Raw genomic sequence first — 17,768 nt, 5'->3', positions numbered from 1 at the left:
TACTTGCAGCGGCCCCTGCCACCGGACCCACCCCGCCATCCCTCAGGAAGCCTGCTGTTGCTGTTGCTGTTGCTTCGGCTGTTGAGGTTGCCGGCCAGCGGCCGGCACTACCAGGTGCTACCGGGCACCGCCCGGCGGCTACAGCCAGCGGCCGTCGACCACCACGCGTCGCTCGGCCGGCACTGCGGCCACCGCCGCCGGGCCATGGTCGGCACGCACCGCCACGAAGGTAGCCGGGCGACCTTCTGCAATGCCGTACTGCGGCAACCCGATCACCTCCGCCGCATGGGTGGTGACCATGTCCAGCGCCAGCATCAGGTCCGCATCGGTGTAGAAGCCCGACCGATAGCCCAGCAGCATCGCCCGCTGCAGCAGGTCGCCATTGCCATAGGGCCACCAGCAGTCGCGGATGTTGTCGTTGCCGGCAAACACGCGCACACCAGCGTCGTGCAGAGCACGCAGCGGCGGGAACGGATGGTCGCCCGGCGCATTGCTCATGATCGCTACGCCTGCGGCAGCCAAGGCCTCACCCACCTGCAGCGCCCGCGCCAACCGCACCTCGCCCAGCGCATAGGCGTGACTGACCGCCACCCTGCCCTGCAGGCCCGCCGCGCGTGTGCGCGCGGCGATCCGCAGCAGCTGCGCCAGCCCGGTCTCGCCCGGCTCGTGCAGATGGATGTCCAGACGCACGCCATAGCGCTCGGCCAGCCCGAACAACAACGCAAGCTGGCCTTCGGCATCCCCGTCCAGCGTGCTCGGGTCGATGCCTCCAAGCACCTCCACCCCGGCAGCAATCGCCTGTTCCAGAATGGCCGCCGTACCCGGGCACGACATCACGCCGGCCTGTGGGAATGCCACCAACTGGATGCGCATGATGTCGGCACAACGCAGCGCCGCTTCACGCACCGCCTCCAGGTGACGCAGGCCGGTGCTGCCATCGATGTCGACGTGGCACCGCATCGCCACCGTACCGAATCCGCTGCACTGGCGGATCAGGGCCTCGGCACGATCGGCCATGGGTGCGGCGGTGGCAATCGCGGCCTTTTCCACCGCCAGACGCTCGCGCAGGCTGTTCACCGGCTGATGCGGATGCCAGCGGTCGCCGACGAAGCTCTTGTCCAGGTGGATATGGCCGTCGACCAGTCCAGGCAGCACGGTAAAGCCGGTCAGATCGACGCTTTCGGCTCCCTGTGCTGCTGCATTGTCGCCATTGATGCCGAAAAACCGGCCATCACGGATGTGGAAATGCAGCGGGGCACCGTCGCGATCGACGCCACCATGGACGAACTGCAGGGTCATCAGGTTCTCCCGGAAAGCCAACACTGGCGCCATCCTGCCCGCCGCCGCGTCCATCGGCCAACGAAATATCTGCATGCCATGCATTCACCGGCGCGATGAATCCCGTCCGCGACCGTGCGCCGCAGGGACGCCGGATACACGCCTGAACGGGTAACATGGGCACCTGTTTCCGCTGTGATGCCGCATGGGCCCGTCCGACCGCCACGATCGTCTTCGCCGCTGGCAGGCCGCGTCCCTGCTGGCCGCTGCCCCGATCGCCAGCCTGTCCGCCACCGATGCCAGCGCCAGCGCGCCCCTGCAGGCGCCGCCGGGCCAGCAGCGGATTGCCTCCGCCGCGCTGGTGGAGGTACTGCACCAGCGCGTGCTGGCCGGCCAGAGCGCCACCGCCACCCTGGAAAGCTGGTGCGCCGAGCACGGCCTGGCCGAGCAGGCCCGGGTCCGTGCCGTGCGTGTGCACGGCCAGGACAAGACCGCGCCGGCCGACGTGCTGCAGGCCCTGGGCGCCACTGCCTCCACGCCCCTGCGTTACCGGCGCGTGCAGCTGGCCTGCGGCAGCCGCGTGCTGTCCGAGGCCGACAACTGGTACCTGCCCGACCATCTCAGCCCGGCCATGAACCAGGTCCTGGACACGACCGACGAGCCGTTCGGCCGCGTGGTCGGTCCGCTCGGCTTCCAGCGCCAGACCGTGACCGACCAGACGTTCTGGCCACCGCGCGGCGAAGGCGACCGTGGCGTGATCCTGGAAGTGCGCGCCCTGCTGCGCGACCGCCAGCAGCAGCCTTTCAGCTACGTCATCGAGTCGTACCTGGTGCAGGCGCTGCCGTAACGTTTCATCCGCCCGGCATGTCCCGACCTACTGGGTGGTGATGCCGTTGGCAGCCGGATCGGTGGAGAACAAGAAGCGTCCCGAATGCAGGTTCCGGCCCAGGGTGTACTCGGCCGTTGCGAATGCATAGACGGGAGGCGTGTTGCCCTTCCCGAAGGAGCGCGCCCAGGCGCTGAAACCGTCTTCGGTCCGGCTGCGGATCTCGCCGAGGCACAAGCTGTAGCCGCATGCGAACGAGACCACGTCCGTATTCCCGTCCAGCGCCGCAGTCACCGCTGACCTGTACAGCCCGGTCAGATCCTGTGCTTCCGGTTGGCGTGCGGCATCCTGCTCGAATTGGCTGACCGCCTGTGCGAATGCTCTGTTGGAACCGACCACCGCATGGAATCGTTCAACGGACATCGCCCCCTCACTCAACAGGCTGCGCTCGCCGGTGAGGAACGTTCCTTCCGCTGGCTTGGCCGCCGCAGCAATGACTGCAGACCCGGGCGAAGCGGGAGCGGTGTGCAGGGATGTTGCAGCAGCGCGTATCCGTGTTGCTGCCTCAACCCGGTCGGCAGGCGCCATCGTGGCATCCTGGGCAGCGGCTGCCGGTGCTTCTTCTTTGCTGCTGCAGCCCGCGACTGCGAGCACCACAACCATCAGATGACGAACGTCCATGCGTTGTTTCCTCCCTGCTGATTGGGTGAGCATGCCATTGCTTGGCGCTGGAAGCGAAGTGCCACACAAAGAAAGGCCCGGCAATGCCGGGCCTTTCGTTTTGCATCGCTTAACGGAACCGGTAATCCAGCTGCACCCAGAACTGACGGCCATACGGGTCGTAGTTGCCGACCGGATAGAACGGCCAACCGCCACCGTTCTTGTCTGCCGGCGGGCGGCTGTCGCGCAGGTTGTTGACGATCACGCCCACCGACAGGTTTTCGCCGAACTGGCGGAACACGCTGGCGTTGTAGGTCATGTACGGTGCGATGCGGCCACTGCCATCGGTCTTGGGCAGCGAGCCGAAACGGTTGCCATACAGCGTCGTGGTCCAGTCGCCCTGGTTCCAGGTGATGCTGCCATTGGCCTTGCTGCGCCACTGGTAGTCATCCAGCGAATTGCGGATGTCGCGCACTTCGTCATCGGCGAACTGCTTGTACTCATGCTCCAGCACCAGGGTGTAGGCCAGGCGCGTGGTGAAGCGCCCATAGCGGCCCCCATCGAAGCGCCAGTTGCCCTTCAGGTCGATGCCGCGCACCGACTCCGATGCCGCGTTGATCGGGTTGATCAGTACGCGGGTCACCTGGTCCGGCTGCACGGTGGCAGTGGAGGGGTTGCGGATCACCCGCGACAGCGCGTCCTGGCACAGCGACGAGCTGATGTCGCGCGTTTCGCCGCCGAGGGTGCGGCCCAGCCGGCAATCGGCCTCATCACGCAGGATGCGGCTGGTGTCGAGGCTGGTCACTTCGTTGTCGATGCGGATGTCGTAGTAGTCGGCGCTGAAATCCAGCCCGGACAGTGGCGACCAGACCACGCCGAAGCCGTACGATTTGGCCGACTCCGGCTGCAGCTGCGGGTTGGCGCGGTTGCTGTAGTCGATCGACAGGCCGTTGTAGTCGCAGTTGTCATACGACTGGCCGGCGGTGCGGCAGCGCCAGTAATCGGTCATGCCGGGGTTGTAGCCTCGGGTCTCGGTGGCGAACACATAGTTCATGTCCGGCGCACGGAAGCTGGTGGCCGCGGTGCCGCGGATCAGCAGGCTTTCGATCGGACGGAATTCGACACCGAAGCTCCAGGTCGCCTTTCCGATATGCTCGCCGCCGGCGCGGTACTGGTCGTAGCGACCTGCCAGGGTGGTGGTCAGCGACTGCAGCAACGGCAGCTGCAGTTCAACACCGGCCGCATAGCGGTCACGTTCGCCACCAGCACCGATGCCGGCGCTGGTGTTCCAGAATTCGCCGGTGCCCAAGCGCGGGTCCGGGCGATTGCGGTAGCCCTGGCTGCCCGCTTCGACCACCGCGGCCAATGCGGCATCGCCACCGGGCAACGCGAACAGGCGGCCGTTGACCGTCGCGCTGAAGGTCTGCAGCCACGCGGCATTGCGGCTCTCCTGGTAGTCGGACAGGCGGCCGTACTCATCGGGCGTCAACGGCTGGAACAGGCGCGCAGGGTCTGGTGCATAGACCTCCACGCCGTTGCGCACGCCCAGCTGCGGGCCCAGCAGGTACTCGTTGATGCCGGCCAGCAGCACCGGGCGGCGCGTGTGGTTCTCGTAGCGCGAGCGGCTGTAGACCGCCTCGTAGTCCCAGCCGCTGTCGCCGATCTGGCCCCGCGCACCGACGTTGAACGACCACGAGTTTTCCAGGAAGCGGTTCGCATTGCGCGGCAGGCCCCCGATTTCCTCCGGCGCGAAGCGGCGGTACCAGCTCTCCAGGTTGCCCGTGTTCTGGTTGTAGAAGTAGTTGCGTGACGAGGTCCAGGTGGGCGCACGGGTATTGTTGTTGATCCGTGCGCTGCCCAGCGCGACATCCGCAAACAGGTCGGTGATCTCGTTGACGTGGAAGGTCAGCAGGCCGTAACCGTTGAGGTTGCGCTTCTCGGTCTGCACGGTCCAGTAACTGGCAGCGGCTTCGTTGCTGCCGCAGTACCAGCCCTGGCGCGGGTTGTTGGCGCGCAGCACGCTGCCACCGTAGATGGACGAAGCCGCATCGCAGCCGGCGGTGCCCGGATCGATGTTGCGACCGGTGGCTGCATTGCGACGATAGGCGACGGCCGTCGGCTGCGGTGCCTTGCCGGTGGGGTCATCGTCCAGCGAATCCATGAAATCGCGCTGGCGCGCGTGGATCGCCTTGCGCACGTCCAGTTCGAAGCCGAACAGGCCTTCCCAGCGTTCGCCCGAGCTGCCTCCCACAACCTGCACGCGCTGGTTGTCACCACCGCCCTGCTGGGTGCCGCCGGCACGCACGTTGACGTCCACGCCGTCGAAGCGGTCCTTGAGGATGATGTTGACCACGCCGGCGATGGCATCGGAGCCATACACCGCAGACGCGCCCGCAGCCAGCACCTCGATGCGCTCGATCAGCGCACTGGGGATGTTGGCCAGGTTGACCACGTTCACCGAGCCTTCGTAGGCCAGCGGATAGTCGGCCTGGCGGCGACCGTTGACCAGCACCAGCGTGCGGTTCGGGCCCAGGCCACGCAGGTTGATGGTGTTCGCCGCCGGGGTGAAGGTATTGCCGAAGTCCTCGCCCTGCACGTTGCCGGTGTTCTCGGTGAGCGCGCTCAACGCATCGAATGCATTGCGATAGCCCTGCGCATCGATCTGCTCGCGGCTGATCACCGTGACAGGCGACGGCCCCTCGACACTGGCACGCGGGATGCGCGAGCCGGTGACCTTCACTTCCTGCAATGAGGTGGGTGCGCTTTCCTGCGCGAAGGCCGGCAACGAGGCCAGCATCAGGGACGACAAGGCAAGCACCAGCGGACGCGGGCGCAGCGCCAGGGAAGAGGCGGACATGGGCTTCCTGGGGGAGTTGGGCGGGTGGTCCGGGGCGCTGGCGACGGTGTGCGCATAACGATCCCGTAACGAAAGTGTCCTGAACGGATGGTTGCAACGGAAATGACCAGGCTTGATGGCGTTATGCCTGAACCGAATCAGACCGCAGCCAGCGACCGCTCCGCATTTGCAACTTCTTTCATTGTTCCCCCTCGCCGGCCTGCGGCATCGTCACACCCCATGAACCGGTATTTCCCTACTTCCCTGCCACCGCTGCGACCGGTGCTGCGCCGCCACCTCCTGCTGCTCCAGCACGGGCCTGTGGTGCTGCGCCCGTTGCAGCGTTCAGACCTTTCCGCCTGGCGTCACCACTATCGTCAGGTCGAACGCAGCGGCAACCCGCCTGACCATTTCGATGCCGAAGCCCATTTCCTCTGCGGTGTTCAGCGTTCGCAGCTGCAACACGACAACGATCAGCTGCTGCTGGGCAGCTTCGACGCAGCGGGTGAGCTGCTGGACCAGTTGAACCTGCGCCTGCATTGCGCGCATGCGCGCAGCGTTGAACTGCGTTGGCTGCATGCCGCAGGCTGTCCCCAGCGGCGGCAGCTGCACGCTTCGTTGCAGGCGCTGTGCACGTTCCTGTTCGAACAGGTGGGGATCCGTCGCCTGTTCGTACTGCTACCGCCCGATGCAGGCAGCGCGCTGGTCGCTACCCTGCAGGCGATCGGCTTCGAGCGCGAAGGCCTGCTGCGCGATCACCATCTGGATATCGAGGGCTGGCAGGACCGCCAGCTCTACGCCCTGACAGCACCTGCCTGGCGGCAACGGCAGTCAGCAGAGAACTAGCGCACCCGCTCCAGCGAAGCATCCGCGCCGGTCAACACGCTGCAGGCATGGTCCTGCAGCTCCTCAGCACTGGCATCGTTGTCGCTGCCGGGATCCAGCTGCGTGGCCAGCAGGATGAAACCCGGCGCGCCATGCACGTCCTCGTGCCCCGCCACCAGCAGGCTCCATTGGCCAACCCTGTCCACACCGCTCAGGCCATAGGCCAGCAGGTTGAGGGGATTGGCAGTCAACGCCTCGCCCGGCAGCAACCGCGCCTGGTATTGGTGGCCGCGCAGCCGTACCGGCAGCGGTGCCCACTGCGTGCCGAGGGCCGCGCGATTGTCTTCCAGCGCCCGCAGCACGTCGGCGCGCAGGCAATCGACGTGGATGTGCAGCTGGTGCTGCGAACGTCCATGCGGCGAGTTCAATGCCAGGCTGGCGATGCTGCGCGGCAACCGCTGGCCAAGTGCCTGCTCGGTGCGAGTGCGGGCCTGCCAGGCGGCAGCAAAGTAATTGGGTGCCCCGCGCCGATACAACGCGGGACTCTCGATGCCACTGACCTTGTCCAGTGGCATCAGCAGGAACTGATAGCGGCCGTGCGCGTCCTTGACCAGCACGTCGCGGTGATCAACGGCCGGGCGCACCTGCAGGCAATCGCCGCGTGGCGACTGTGCGCCCTGGCAATCGCGTTCGATCAGGCGCCACAGCGCATCCGAATGGGCCGGTGGCGGCGCAGGGGGCACGCTGGCACAACCGGCCAGCAACAGCAGGGGCAGCAACAGAAATCGCACGGCAACAACTCGCAGGATCAGGCGCGCAGGCAGCGCCGCGCGCCATTCTAGCCAGTGGAATGTGGCAATCAGTAGGTGCCGAACGGCACTTCAACCACGACCGGGGCGCCGGCAGGCAGCAACTGCAGGGTGTACCGGTCCAGTGCGCCGTCATCATCGGCCAGCGGCTGGCGGTGGAACTGCAGGCGATAATGGCCCTCGCCCACGCGCACTTCAGTGCCATCGGCAGCCAAGGCGGCGGCGTCGGGCAGCAGCAGCCCGCCCAGGTCGCTGTAGGCGCCGGCAACATCGGCGAAACCATAATCGGCCAGTTCATCCACCCGCTGCATCGCATAGACATGCGGCAGATACGGGCGCGCGGGGCTGCGGCCGTTGCTCAGATCGGTCACCCCGGCCTGCGGCAGGTGGTACTGCTCGCGCAGCGCGGCAACACCCAGCGACTCGCTGGCCACCTGCAGGCAGCACACCGTGCGCTTGCCTTCACGGTCGAGGATGGCGAAGCGATCACCACGGGTTGCGGCCTGCGGCAGCATCGCGAACGCCAGGTTGCGCTGCGCCGGCTGGTAACCGGCTTCGGTCTGCAGGTTGCGCCAGCCACCAAATACCGGCGCTTCGGCCGCCGGCGCTGGCGTCGGTTCGGCAGCCATGGCTGCCACTGCCATGCAGAGCAACGACAGCACTGCCGTCGCCTTCACTGCGTTCTGCCTGCCACGGAAACTGCCTGACCTCATACCGGACCCAACACCTGCACCGGAGTGGCCCGGCCTGCCCGCCGGCACGTTGCCGGCAACGCCGGCCACTATGCAGTGTGGCGGCCGCGCGGGCAATGACCCGAACGCTGCCGGGTTTCGCGCGGTCAGTGCTATCGTGCCGCCAATCCCCTGCGCAGGAGCGCCCGCATGACCATCCGCCTGACTCTGTTGCTGCCCGCCTCGGCCTTGTTGCTGTCGGCCTGTGTCAGCACTCCCGGCCCGGAGGTCAGGGGCAGTGGCCGCTGCGATGCCAGCCAGCTGGGCTGGGCCATCGGCCAGCCGGCCAACGAGCCGAACATCCGCCGCCTGTCCAGCGAAAGCGGCGCCGGCATGGTCAACCCCATCGGCCCGGCCACCATCACCACCAAGGACATCCGCCAGGACCGCCTGCGCGTGTTCGTGGACAAGGACAACATCATCACCGCCACCCGCTGCGAGTAAGCGCGTCACGGCCGTTGCGCAGAGCCGGGTATGCGCCCGGCTCCATGGTTCAGGGCTCGGTGTAGGCCGAGCACTCCGGCAGCGGCTGGTCCGGCTGGTATGCCCCTGACGTGAAGCGGAAGGCGCGCGTGTAGCTGCATTGCGCATCCTGTTCGGTGCGCAGGTCCTTCTTCGTCAACCGCCCCTTGGCCAGCGAGTCCCGCTGCGGTGATACCCCGGCCGGATAGTTGGTGGCCCCGGTCTGGTAGCGCAGTACGGGCATGTCCTGCGCTTCGGTTGCCAGCGCAAGTTCCGCATCGAAGCTGTACTCGTCATGGCAGGCGCCGGCACGCTGATCAAAATCGCGCTCGCTGAAACAGGCCCGGATCATCTTGTTGGCCGACCACGCAACGGACAGCACGTCGGCGTCCACCTGGATGCCATCGTCAAGATGACGGATGCGCGCCAGGTGCAGGGTCGATGCGCTGGCACCGCCGCCGGAATACATCGCACGGGCCTCCACCAGACCGCCGACGAGCACGTTCTGCAATGCGGCCTGTTGTGGATCGGCCACGGCCTGGGCTGCCCCGGCGCCGGGCGCCAGGCGCACGATGAAGGGCCAGACCCGCAGGTCGCCATCGTCAACCACGTCGATGGGCACGTAGCGCATCTGCGGCTCGCCTTCAGCATCCGCGCGCTCGGCAACTTCCAGCGAGGCCGGCTGGTCTTCGCCCGCTGAAGGCAGCGCCTGCACGCACCACTGGCCATCAGCAGTGCAGTAGCGCTCCGGGCCGTCCGGTCCCTGCCCGCCCTGCAGCAGCAGCGTCTCCAGCCGGTTGCCTGCCGCGTCCCGTTGAACGGGCGCAACGTCCGCCGCTGCAGGCAACGACGATGCCAGCAGCAGCAGTACAGACAGCAGCGCGTAAGCCATGCGCGTGGAAACCATGATCATCCTGTGCGCACCGGCACGTCCTTGCGAGAGACCGATGGTAGCGCAGGCGCCACGTTGCGGCTCAATGCCCGTCGCAGTCGCAGCTGCCCCAGCCCCTCGCCTTCGACGTCTGGCCGATGCCGGGGTTGAAGGTATTGCTCGGGTCCAGCGTGCGGTAGAAGCCGGCCAGCGCCGGCTTGGCCGGATACAGGTGGCCGACGTTGTGCTCGGCCGGGTACTCCGCGCCGCGCTGGTCCAGCAACGCCCACATCGCATGCTCGATGGCCATCGGATCTTCACCCTTGCGCGCGATGTAGTCCTGGTGGAACACATGGCACAGGAAATGGCCGTAGTACAGCTTGTGCAGCAGGCGCCCATCGATATCGGCCGGCAGCTGCTCGAACCAGTCGGCGTCATCGCGGCGCAGCGCAATGTCCAGCGCGACGATGTCCTGCACCTGATCGCGATGCACTTCGCGGTAGCGCACCGCCGCACCGGCCACCGCGAAACGATGCAGGAAGGCCTTGCGTCCTTCGTCCGCCGTGCAATGGAAGTAGCCGCCTTCGTGGTCGTTGAAGAAGCTGCGCAGCCAGGCCTCGGTGGCAGCCGCATCCTGTGCGGACACCTTCAGCAGCAGATGATGCTCGTAACGCTGGCGGAACTCGCCCATGCGCTTGGGCAGGTGCGAAGGCAGCAGTCCGGTCAGCAATTGCATCATGCGGTCGGTGACACCGCGCAGGCCCAGCCGTTCGAACCAGCCATCAACCCGGCTCTTCAGTGCGAATGCGGCCGGAACGCGCGCGGTACCGAGCGTGTCGATCAGCAGGAAACTGTCCTTGCCGTAGCGCTCGCCGATGTCATAGGCATCCCGGTGGATGTACTCGCCGGCGATGGGCAGGCGCTCGAAGCCGGTCAGCAGCTGGCGGCGGACCGCGGTCAGGCTGCCGGTGCGGTTGCTGCCGATATAGAAGACCTCGGCGGCCTCCTTCTCGAAGGTATCCAGGCGCACGGCGAACACCGCCAGCTTGCCGGCAGATCCGGCCGCCTCGAAATGGCGGCTGGGGTCGGCGTTGAAGCGTGCCGGGGTATCGGCATCGACCTTGCGCACTTCCTCGGCATAACGCGGATCGGAGGCGGCACGGCCATCACCGTCGCTGACATCGGCGGCGCTGTAGTCACCGCTCTGCAGGCGTTGCAGGATCTGCTCGGGCGTGTCGCCCAGCGCGATGCCCAGATGGTTGACCAGTTGCAGTTCACCCCGCGCGTCGACCTGCGCATACAGCGCCAGTTCGGTATAGGCCGGGCCGCGGCGCACCAGCGCGCCACCGGAGTTGTTGCAGATGCCGCCCAGCACCGAGGCGCCGATGCACGACGAGCCGATCACCGAGTGCGGCTCGCGGCCCAGTGGCGCCAGCGTCTGCTCCAGCCGGTCCAGCGTCGCGCCGGGCAGGCACAGCACCTGGCGGCCTTCATTCAACAGCTGGATGCCGGTCAGGCGCAGGGTGCTGACCAGCACGATCGGCCGGCCATAGTCATCGCCGTCCGGGGTGGAACCGCCGGTCAGGCCGGTATTGGCCGCCTGCAGGATGATCGCGGCCCCGCCCTGCACCGCCGCCTGCAACACACGCCACAGTTCCAGCAGCGTGCCCGGGCGCACCACCGCCAGTACCGGGCCGTCACCGAAGCGATAGCCGCGACGGAAGCGACGGGTGGCCTTGTCGCCGGTCAGTACGTGGAGGTCCCCCACCGCGGCACGCAACTGTTCCAGCACCGTATCGCGATCACTCATGGCAGGCGCACCAGCGAATCACGGCCGATATCGGCAATGCGATGCGCGCCGGTCAGGGTCATCGCCACGCGCATTTCCTTGGCGATCAGGTCCAGCAGGTTGGCCACGCCGGCCTCGCCCTGCGCGGCAAGAGCGTAGACGAACGCGCGGCCCAGCAGCACGGCGTCGGCGCCCAGCGCCAGCATGCGCACCACGTCCAGGCCGGTGCGGATGCCGGAATCGGCGAGGACCTTCAGGTCACCCTGCACGGCGTCGGCGATGGCCGGCAACGCCCGTGCGGTGGACAGCACGCCGTCGAGCTGGCGGCCGCCATGGTTGGAGACCACGATGCCATCGGCGCCGAACGCGACCGCATCACGCGCATCGTCCGGGTCGAGGATGCCCTTGATCACCATCGGGCCTTTCCAGAACTCACGGATCCACTCCAGGTCCTTCCACGAAATGGACGGATCGAAGTTGCTGCCCAGCCAGCCGATGTAGTCCTCCAGGCCCGTTGGGTTGCCACGGTAGGTGGAGATGTTGCCGAGGTCATGCGGGCGTCCGCGCAGGCCCACGTCCCACGCCCAGCGCGGATGGGTGATGGCCTGGCCGATGCGGCGCATTGCAGCGTTCGGACCGCTCATGCCCGAGTGTGCGTCGCGATAGCGTGCGCCCGGCACCGGCATGTCGACAGTGAATACCAGGGTGGTTACACCGGCCGCCTGCGCGCGCTCCAGCGCATTGCGCATGAAACCGCGATCGCGCAGCACGTACAGCTGGAACCACATCGGGCGCTGGATCGCCGGCGCGACTTCTTCGATCGGGCACACCGACACCGTGGAAAGCGTGAACGGAATGCCGCGGCTGTCGGCTGCACGCGCGGCCTGCACTTCGCCGCGACGGGCATACATGCCGGTCAGGCCAACCGGTGCCAGTGCCACCGGCATCGCCAGTTTCTCGCCGAACAGGTCTGTTTCCAGGCTCAGGTCGGACATGTTGCGCAGGACGCGCTGGCGCAGCGCGATGTCGGAGAGATCGGACACGTTGCGCTTCAGCGTGTGCTCGGCATACGCGCCACCATCGATGTAGTGGAACAGGAACGGCGGCAGCCGGCGTTCGGCTGCGGCACGGTAATCGGTGGAGGCGGAGATGATCATGGGGTCAACCGTGTGGGGAAGGTAGACGCGAAGCCCGTGCACGCCGGGCCTCGTTGTCATCGAGGGTGCGCAGCGTGGTGTGCACGAACTCGAGGTGGGCATGCGCGGCGGCGCGCGCGCGTTCGGGGTCACCGGCCAGCACCGCATCCATCATTTCGCGATGCTGGTCGGACAGCGGCGAGAAGGTCCTGGCCGAGGTGTAGAGCTTTTCGCGGCTCTGCGAGATATTGGTCTGCAGCAGTTCGAACAGGCCGCGCATCACCTGCAGCAATACCAGGTTGTGCGAGGCCTCGGCGATGGACAGGTGGAAGGCCGCGTCGGCCTGCGCCTCACCGGCGGGGTCGTCCTTGCCATGCGCATCCATCATGGTCTGGAACGCCTGGGCGATGCGCGCGCGGTCCTCGTCGGTGGCGCGCAGCGCAGCGTGCCAGGCCGTGGCGCCTTCCAGCGCGTGGCGGATTTCCAGCACATCGAAGCGGTATTCCGGGTCCCCCTGGAACAGCGGCAGGTACGGCACCAGCGGTTCATCCAGTGCCTGCCGCGCACGTGCGGCGGGCTCGCTCACGTAAGTGCCACCACCTACCCGCGCGGTCAACAGACCATGGCTGGACAACTGCGCGATGGCCTCGCGCAGCGCTGTGCGCGAGACCCCCAGCTGAACGGCCAGCGTGCGCTCGGCCGGCAGCCTGTCGCCCGGCTGCAACTGCTGTTCCTGCACCAGCGCACGCAGCTGCGCGGCCACCTTGTCCGAAACCCGTTGTGTGCTCATGGCGCCATTGTCGCCCGAAGCACACCGCTGTTGGTCGGCCTGTACTGCATGGCTCAGGGAATCATCCAGGTCAACCAGTAGGCCTGGGCCAAAGTGATCAGGCCGACCATCGTGGTGAAGATCAGGCTGTGCTTGACGGTGAAGCGGAACAGGTCCGACTCCTTGCCGGCCAGGCCCACCGCCGCGCAGGCAATGGCAATGGACTGCGGCGAGATCATCTTGCCGGTGACACCGCCAGTGGTGTTGGCCGCTACCAGCAGCACGTCGGACACGCCGATCTGCTGGGCGGTGGTCGCCTGCAGCGCAGAGAACAGCGCATTGGACGAGGTATCCGAACCGGTCAGGAACACGCCCAGCCAGCCCAGGAACGGCGAGAAGAACGGGAACGCCTTGCCGGTGTGCGCCAGTGCCAAGGCCAGCGTTGCCGACAGGCCCGAATAGTTGGCGATGAAGGCGAACGCCAGCACCATGCCGATCGAAAAGATCGGCATGCGCAGTTCGCGCACGGTTTCAGCGAAGGTCTGCAGCGCCGAGCGCGCCGGCATGCGCAGGGCGATGATCGCGATGATTGCGGCAAGGATGATCGAGGTACCCGTGGCCGAGAACCAGTCGAACTTGTACACCGCCTCATAGCTCAGCGGCGCATCGACGATCGGCGGCATCTTCTGCACCATCTGGTCCAGGCCCGGCACCGGAATCTTCAGCACCCAGCCTTCAAGCGGGCCACCGGCTGCGAACAGCGACTTGAACGGCTTGATGCTCCACACGGTGACCATCGCAGTGAGGATCAGGAACGGCGACCACGCCTTGGCGATCTGGCCGACGCTGTGGCGCGGCGCCTCCATTGCCTGTGCGGCCGCCTCAGCGCTGGTTTCGGTATCGAAGCGGAAGATCCGTACCGGCTTCCAGCGGCGCAGGAACAGGGTCAGGCAGACCAGCGACGCCAGCGAGGCGGTGATGTCCGGCAGTTCCGGGCCGATGAAGTTGGAGGTCAGGTACTGGGCAATGGCGAACGAACCGCCGGCCACCAGCACTGCCGGCCAGGTTTCCTTGATGCCGCGCCAGCCATCCATGATCGCCATGATCCAGAACAGCACGATGATGGTCAGGAACGGCAGCTGGCGGCCCGCCATCTGGCCGATCTCGAAGGCATCCAGGCCCGTCACCTGCCCCGCCACGATGATCGGAATGCCCATCGCGCCGAATGCCACTGGCGCGGTATTGACGATCAGGCACAGACCGGCTGCATACAGCGGCTTGAAGCCCAGCCCGACCAGCAGCGCGGCGGTGATCGCCACCGGCGCACCGAACCCGGCCGCGCCTTCTAGGAACGCACCGAAGGCGAAGCCGACCATCAGCATCTGCAACCGCTGGTCCTCGGTGACCGACAGGATCGAGGCGCGGATGATGTCGAACTGGCCGGTCTTGACCGAAACCTTGTACAGGAACACCGCGCCGATGATGATCCAGGCAATCGGCCACAGGCCATATACGAAGCCGAAGCCGGCCGCGCCCAGCGCCTGCGCCACCGGCATGCGATAGAACAGCAGCGCCACGCCAAGCGCGATGGCCACGGTGATGGTGCCGGCGATCCAGCCCTTCATGCGCAGCACGGCCAAGGCAATGAAGAAGAAGGCGATCGGCAGCAGCGCGATCAGGCTCGACAACCACAGGTTGCCAGCGGGGTCGTACACGTGTTGCCAGGGCTGCATGAGGGCTCTCGACAGGAACAGGAGGTTCCCCACCGCGTGGGGGCGTCGTGCCCGTCATCATCGGTCTTACCACTTTGACCAATGAACGGACCACAGGCGCGAATTGAACCGCCAATCCTGCGAAGAGCCAATTAGACCATAGGGCTATACGAAATTATTGGTCGTACCATTTATTGGCTTACAGCTTCTTTTCCACCCGTCGGATCAGCGCAAGCACCAGCACGCACAGTACGCTGACGCCGAGCGCGATCACGTACTTGCCGATGCCCACGGCAATGCCGATGGCCGCGGCCATGATCAAAGAGCTGGCCGTGGTGAGCCCGCTGACCTGGTCCTCGCGATTGCCGCGCAGGATGGTGCCCGCGGCAACGAAACCGACGCAGGCCACCACCGCTTCGATCAGGCGCACCGGGTCGACCTGCAGCAGATCGCGGTAGCGTTCCTGCTGGAAGTGTTCGGCCACCGAATCACCGAGGCCGACGATCRGCGCAGCGGCACCGGCAATCAGCATGTGCGTGCGCAGGCCGGCAGCGTGCTTGCCCATCTCACGTTCAACGCCCAGCACGCCGCCAAAGACCATGGCGGCGGCTACGCGCAGCAGAATGGACATGTCCTGGGTAAGTTCCATGGGGAGGCTCCGGAAGTTTCCCGGAGCGTTGCTCGGCGGCCGTGGGACGGGGGTGAAGGCGATGGAACGCGCTCTTCACCGGGCGATGCCGCCTTGTTCCATGCAACGGGAGTTGCCGGCCAGCGGCCGGCACTACTGCGCCAGGTAACCACCGTCGATGGCGTAGTAGGCGCCCGTTGCGAACGAGGCATCGTCGCTGGCCAGCCAGGCGACGAGCGCGGCCACTTCCTGCGGCGTTCCCAAACGCTTGAGTGCATGCCGGCCCTCCAGGGTGGCACGCACTTTGGCGTCCATCTTTTCCAGCAACGGCGTGTTGATGAAGCCCGGGCCCACCGCATTGATGCGGATGCCATCGGCAGCGTGCTCCCATGCAGCCGTCTGGGTCAGGCCGACCACGCCGTGCTTGGCGGCCGCGTAGGCGGTCGAACCGGCATACCCGACCTGGCCCAGGATGGAGGCCATGTTGATGATGCTGCCGCCGCTGCCCGCCGTGCGCATCGCCTGGATCTGCGCCCGCTGGCACAGGAACACGCTGGTCAGGTTCACATCGACCACGCGCTTCCAGCCATCGATGGGATAGTCGCCGCTGCTTGCCGCTGGCCCGCCGATGCCAGCGTTATTCACTGCAACATGCACGCCACCCAGTTCCTTCACCGTGCGCTGCACCGCGGCTTCCACCGCCGCCTCGTCGGTGACATCCAACGCGACACCGATGGCCTCGGCCCCCTGGTTGCGCAGCGTGGCCACCGTGGCATCCACCGCATCCTGCTTCAGGTCCCACACTGAAATGCGCGCACCCGATGCAGCGAGCGTTTCCGCTACCGCCAGGCCGATACCGGATACACCGCCGGTGACGATCGCGGTTTTTCCGTTGAGTCGATAATCAATCATCTGTGGTCTCCATCTGTTGGGAAATCGATGCGGACAGAACCGTCCGACCTCACCGACACTACGCCCTTCTTCGTGACGAAAGCGCTGCATGCGTGATACTTGCGCGCATGCCCGCCACCTGAGCTTCCATGCGTACAGCCTGCGTTCCACTTTCTGCCGATGCCGAACGGCGGCTGGATACCGATTCCTGCCTGCCTGGCGATCTGTACGAAGTGATGCTCAGCGATGCCACGGTCGATCTGCTGTTCGACAGCGGCTTCCTCACTACCCTCAATACGCGGTTCGGCCTGCTCTTTGACCACTAGGAAGACGAATCGATCACCCGTCCCGAGCAGTTACAGTACGCACGCGCATTGCTGCGCGATCTTCAACTTGGCCGTAAATGCCAATCGATTGACCCGTTGGATATCGCATTCGGGCTGGCATTGGAGAAAATGACAGGAATCTATTTCCAACTCTGAAAGCGCAGGACCGATCCGCGCTGCAGGTGCACGATGGAACGTGCGGGCACATCGTCGCCGGCACCCATCATCAATGGTTGAGCGCCGAGCGATGTCCCGATATTTCACGTTTGCCGATTACCGCCGTTTTGGCCAGCGACACGGCTATGACTACCGTGCCGATCCAAGCCACCTGCGCGAAGAACAGTGGGCCGGTCACGGCGACCTGCACGAACAGACCCTGCGCGGCGGCATGAGCCTGCTCGCATCGGATGTGCACAACCGCATCGCCTACACCGCCACAGCGCACGAACGGCCCGGCCTGGTCATCCGCGTGATGCTGCAGGGCCAGGTCGACGTGCAGGTTCCCAACCGCAGTGACTTCAGCCTGCGCGCAGGCACCGCAGTGACCACCAGCCACCGCGACCATGTGGCAATGGTCGGCGTCCATCCGGGCAATATGCGCCTGCGTGGCATCAGCCTGATGGTGCCAGCCGATCTGGACCCGGACCTGCTGCGGCAACCGCAATTGCAGCGGGCATTGGGTTCACACATGGAATGCAGGCACTGGGCGATTCCGCACGCGATGCTGCCGCCTCTCGCGCAGCTGTTCGACAGCCCCTGGCAGGATGGCCTGGATGCGCTGTGGCGCGAGGGCATTGCCCTGCAGTTGCTGTCCACCGGCCTGCAGGCCGATGATCTGCACGCCGAAGGCGCGCGTGCGCTGCGCAGTGGCCAGCGGGCGCGGCTGGAACGCGTACGGACGTTCCTGCACGACGACCCTGGCCATGCGCACAGCCTGCTGGAACTTGCCCAACTGGCCTGCATGAGCCCCAGCGCACTGCGCCGGCACTTCGTCCAGGAGTATGGTTGCTCGGTGTTCGACTACCTGCACGAACAACGCATGCGACATGCCGAGCAGGGCCTTCGCGAATCCGGCTGGAGCGTGGAGCAGGCGGCTGCGGAAACTGGCTATCGGCATCCCAGCAACTTCGCCGCCGCCTTCCGCAAGCGCTTCGGGCTGGTGCCCAGCCGCTGGCGCACCGGCCCTTCGAAGGTCGGCTGAAGCCATCTGCTCTGGTAG

17 protein-coding genes are annotated in these 17,768 nt (G+C 66.3%); 5 read left to right on the top strand and 12 right to left on the bottom strand.

The window, feature by feature from the left end; all coding sequences use genetic code 11:
- Positions 1 to 138 precede the first annotated feature (138 nt).
- On the bottom strand, positions 139 to 1,299 hold the full coding sequence (locus AB4Y98_RS14180) for an amidohydrolase family protein (RefSeq protein ID WP_442244571.1): 1,161 nt from the start codon (positions 1,297 to 1,299) through the stop codon (positions 139 to 141).
- 184 nt (positions 1,300 to 1,483) lie between these two features.
- On the opposite strand from AB4Y98_RS14180, the gene AB4Y98_RS14175 reads away from it, so the two are divergent.
- Positions 1,484 to 2,125: a hypothetical protein gene (locus AB4Y98_RS14175; RefSeq protein ID WP_442244570.1), complete on the top strand. Its 642-nt coding sequence runs from the start codon at positions 1,484 to 1,486 to the stop codon at positions 2,123 to 2,125.
- Positions 2,126 to 2,152: 27 nt separating this feature from the next.
- Here AB4Y98_RS14175 and AB4Y98_RS14170 read toward each other — a convergent pair whose 3' ends face one another.
- Positions 2,153 to 2,818 carry a hypothetical protein gene (locus AB4Y98_RS14170; RefSeq protein WP_442244569.1) on the bottom strand — a complete coding sequence of 222 codons (666 nt, stop codon included), beginning with the start codon at positions 2,816 to 2,818 and terminating at the stop codon, positions 2,153 to 2,155.
- Positions 2,819 to 2,894: 76 nt separating this feature from the next.
- Positions 2,895 to 5,621 carry a TonB-dependent receptor domain-containing protein gene (locus tag AB4Y98_RS14165; protein WP_442244568.1) on the bottom strand — a complete coding sequence of 909 codons (2,727 nt, stop codon included), beginning with the start codon at positions 5,619 to 5,621 and terminating at the stop codon, positions 2,895 to 2,897.
- Between the two features lie 219 nt (positions 5,622 to 5,840).
- On the opposite strand from AB4Y98_RS14165, the gene AB4Y98_RS14160 reads away from it, so the two are divergent.
- Positions 5,841 to 6,446, top strand: a complete 606-nt coding sequence (locus AB4Y98_RS14160; RefSeq protein ID WP_428704980.1) for a GNAT family N-acetyltransferase — start codon at positions 5,841 to 5,843, stop codon at positions 6,444 to 6,446.
- On the opposite strand, the gene AB4Y98_RS14155 is transcribed toward AB4Y98_RS14160, so the two are convergent.
- A complete protein-coding gene (locus AB4Y98_RS14155; protein ID WP_394197192.1) occupies positions 6,443 to 7,216 on the bottom strand; it encodes a CDP-diacylglycerol diphosphatase in 774 nt (257 codons plus the stop codon). The two genes, AB4Y98_RS14160 and AB4Y98_RS14155, sit on opposite strands and share 4 nt — an antisense overlap.
- Before the next feature lie 68 nt (positions 7,217 to 7,284).
- Entirely contained in the window at positions 7,285 to 7,947 is a 663-nt protein-coding gene (locus AB4Y98_RS14150; protein ID WP_313251308.1) for a decarboxylase, read from the bottom strand.
- A 168-nt stretch (positions 7,948 to 8,115) separates the two neighbouring features.
- On the opposite strand from AB4Y98_RS14150, the gene AB4Y98_RS14145 reads away from it, so the two are divergent.
- A complete protein-coding gene (locus AB4Y98_RS14145; protein WP_428704981.1) occupies positions 8,116 to 8,409 on the top strand; it encodes a hypothetical protein in 294 nt (97 codons plus the stop codon).
- A gap of 49 nt (positions 8,410 to 8,458) precedes the next feature.
- Here the strand turns inward: AB4Y98_RS14145 and AB4Y98_RS14140 are convergent, their stop codons facing one another.
- From AB4Y98_RS14140 to AB4Y98_RS14110, 7 genes are all read right to left on the bottom strand, one after another.
- Entirely contained in the window at positions 8,459 to 9,319 is an 861-nt protein-coding gene (locus AB4Y98_RS14140; RefSeq protein WP_442244567.1) for a hypothetical protein, read from the bottom strand.
- An 82-nt stretch (positions 9,320 to 9,401) separates the two neighbouring features.
- Positions 9,402 to 11,108, bottom strand: a complete 1,707-nt coding sequence (dld, locus tag AB4Y98_RS14135; RefSeq protein WP_442244566.1) for a D-lactate dehydrogenase — start codon at positions 11,106 to 11,108, stop codon at positions 9,402 to 9,404.
- Complete coding sequence (gene lldD, locus AB4Y98_RS14130; RefSeq protein WP_442244565.1) at positions 11,105 to 12,244, bottom strand: FMN-dependent L-lactate dehydrogenase LldD; 1,140 nt, start codon at positions 12,242 to 12,244, stop codon at positions 11,105 to 11,107. Before lldD ends, dld begins: the two co-directional genes overlap by 4 nt.
- A gap of 4 nt (positions 12,245 to 12,248) precedes the next feature.
- The gene (gene lldR / locus AB4Y98_RS14125) at positions 12,249 to 13,013 is read right to left on the bottom strand and encodes a transcriptional regulator LldR (RefSeq protein ID WP_032975263.1); all 765 of its coding nucleotides are present in this window, start codon (positions 13,011 to 13,013) and stop codon (positions 12,249 to 12,251) included.
- A 53-nt stretch (positions 13,014 to 13,066) separates the two neighbouring features.
- Positions 13,067 to 14,725: an L-lactate permease gene (gene lldP, locus AB4Y98_RS14120; protein WP_442244564.1), complete on the bottom strand. Its 1,659-nt coding sequence runs from the start codon at positions 14,723 to 14,725 to the stop codon at positions 13,067 to 13,069.
- A 178-nt stretch (positions 14,726 to 14,903) separates the two neighbouring features.
- Complete coding sequence (locus AB4Y98_RS14115; RefSeq protein WP_442244563.1) at positions 14,904 to 15,353, bottom strand: MgtC/SapB family protein; 450 nt, start codon at positions 15,351 to 15,353, stop codon at positions 14,904 to 14,906.
- 132 nt (positions 15,354 to 15,485) lie between these two features.
- Positions 15,486 to 16,244 (bottom strand): SDR family NAD(P)-dependent oxidoreductase, encoded by a 759-nt coding sequence (locus AB4Y98_RS14110; protein WP_025878504.1) that lies wholly within the window; start codon positions 16,242 to 16,244, stop codon positions 15,486 to 15,488.
- Positions 16,245 to 16,372: 128 nt separating this feature from the next.
- Between AB4Y98_RS14110 and AB4Y98_RS14105 the strand changes: the two genes are divergently transcribed.
- Entirely contained in the window at positions 16,373 to 16,549 is a 177-nt protein-coding gene (locus AB4Y98_RS14105; RefSeq protein WP_442244562.1) for a hypothetical protein, read from the top strand.
- A gap of 247 nt (positions 16,550 to 16,796) precedes the next feature.
- Positions 16,797 to 17,750: a helix-turn-helix transcriptional regulator gene (locus tag AB4Y98_RS14100; protein ID WP_088100184.1), complete on the top strand. Its 954-nt coding sequence runs from the start codon at positions 16,797 to 16,799 to the stop codon at positions 17,748 to 17,750.
- Positions 17,751 to 17,768: the final 18 nt, after the last annotated feature.

The sequence above is a fragment of the Stenotrophomonas sp. 2YAF26 genome, assembly GCF_052114625.1.
In the GTDB taxonomy this organism is placed as follows: Bacteria; Pseudomonadota; Gammaproteobacteria; order Xanthomonadales; family Xanthomonadaceae; genus Stenotrophomonas; species Stenotrophomonas indicatrix.
The sequence above is the reverse complement of the archived record's forward strand: the minus strand, read 5'-3'. Positions and strand labels throughout refer to the sequence as shown.

Bases quoted from the DNA above. Each gene is read 5' to 3' on its own strand.
- AB4Y98_RS14180 (WP_442244571.1), bottom strand. From the start codon at position 1,299: ATGACCCTGCAGTTCGTCCATGGTGGCGTCGATCGCGACGGTGCCCCG.
- AB4Y98_RS14175 (WP_442244570.1), top strand. From the start codon at position 1,484: ATGGGCCCGTCCGACCGCCACGATCGTCTTCGCCGCTGGCAGGCCGCG.
- AB4Y98_RS14170 (WP_442244569.1), bottom strand. From the start codon at position 2,818: ATGCTCACCCAATCAGCAGGGAGGAAACAACGCATGGACGTTCGTCAT.
- AB4Y98_RS14165 (WP_442244568.1), bottom strand. From the start codon at position 5,621: ATGTCCGCCTCTTCCCTGGCGCTGCGCCCGCGTCCGCTGGTGCTTGCC.
- AB4Y98_RS14160 (WP_428704980.1), top strand. From the start codon at position 5,841: ATGAACCGGTATTTCCCTACTTCCCTGCCACCGCTGCGACCGGTGCTG.
- AB4Y98_RS14150 (WP_313251308.1), bottom strand. From the start codon at position 7,947: ATGAGGTCAGGCAGTTTCCGTGGCAGGCAGAACGCAGTGAAGGCGACG.
- AB4Y98_RS14145 (WP_428704981.1), top strand. From the start codon at position 8,116: ATGACCATCCGCCTGACTCTGTTGCTGCCCGCCTCGGCCTTGTTGCTG.
- AB4Y98_RS14140 (WP_442244567.1), bottom strand. From the start codon at position 9,319: ATGGCTTACGCGCTGCTGTCTGTACTGCTGCTGCTGGCATCGTCGTTG.
- dld (WP_442244566.1), bottom strand. From the start codon at position 11,108: ATGAGTGATCGCGATACGGTGCTGGAACAGTTGCGTGCCGCGGTGGGG.
- lldD (WP_442244565.1), bottom strand. From the start codon at position 12,244: ATGATCATCTCCGCCTCCACCGATTACCGTGCCGCAGCCGAACGCCGG.
- lldR (WP_032975263.1), bottom strand. From the start codon at position 13,013: ATGAGCACACAACGGGTTTCGGACAAGGTGGCCGCGCAGCTGCGTGCG.
- lldP (WP_442244564.1), bottom strand. From the start codon at position 14,725: ATGCAGCCCTGGCAACACGTGTACGACCCCGCTGGCAACCTGTGGTTG.
- AB4Y98_RS14110 (WP_025878504.1), bottom strand. From the start codon at position 16,244: ATGATTGATTATCGACTCAACGGAAAAACCGCGATCGTCACCGGCGGT.
- AB4Y98_RS14105 (WP_442244562.1), top strand. From the start codon at position 16,373: ATGCGTACAGCCTGCGTTCCACTTTCTGCCGATGCCGAACGGCGGCTG.
- AB4Y98_RS14100 (WP_088100184.1), top strand. From the start codon at position 16,797: ATGTCCCGATATTTCACGTTTGCCGATTACCGCCGTTTTGGCCAGCGA.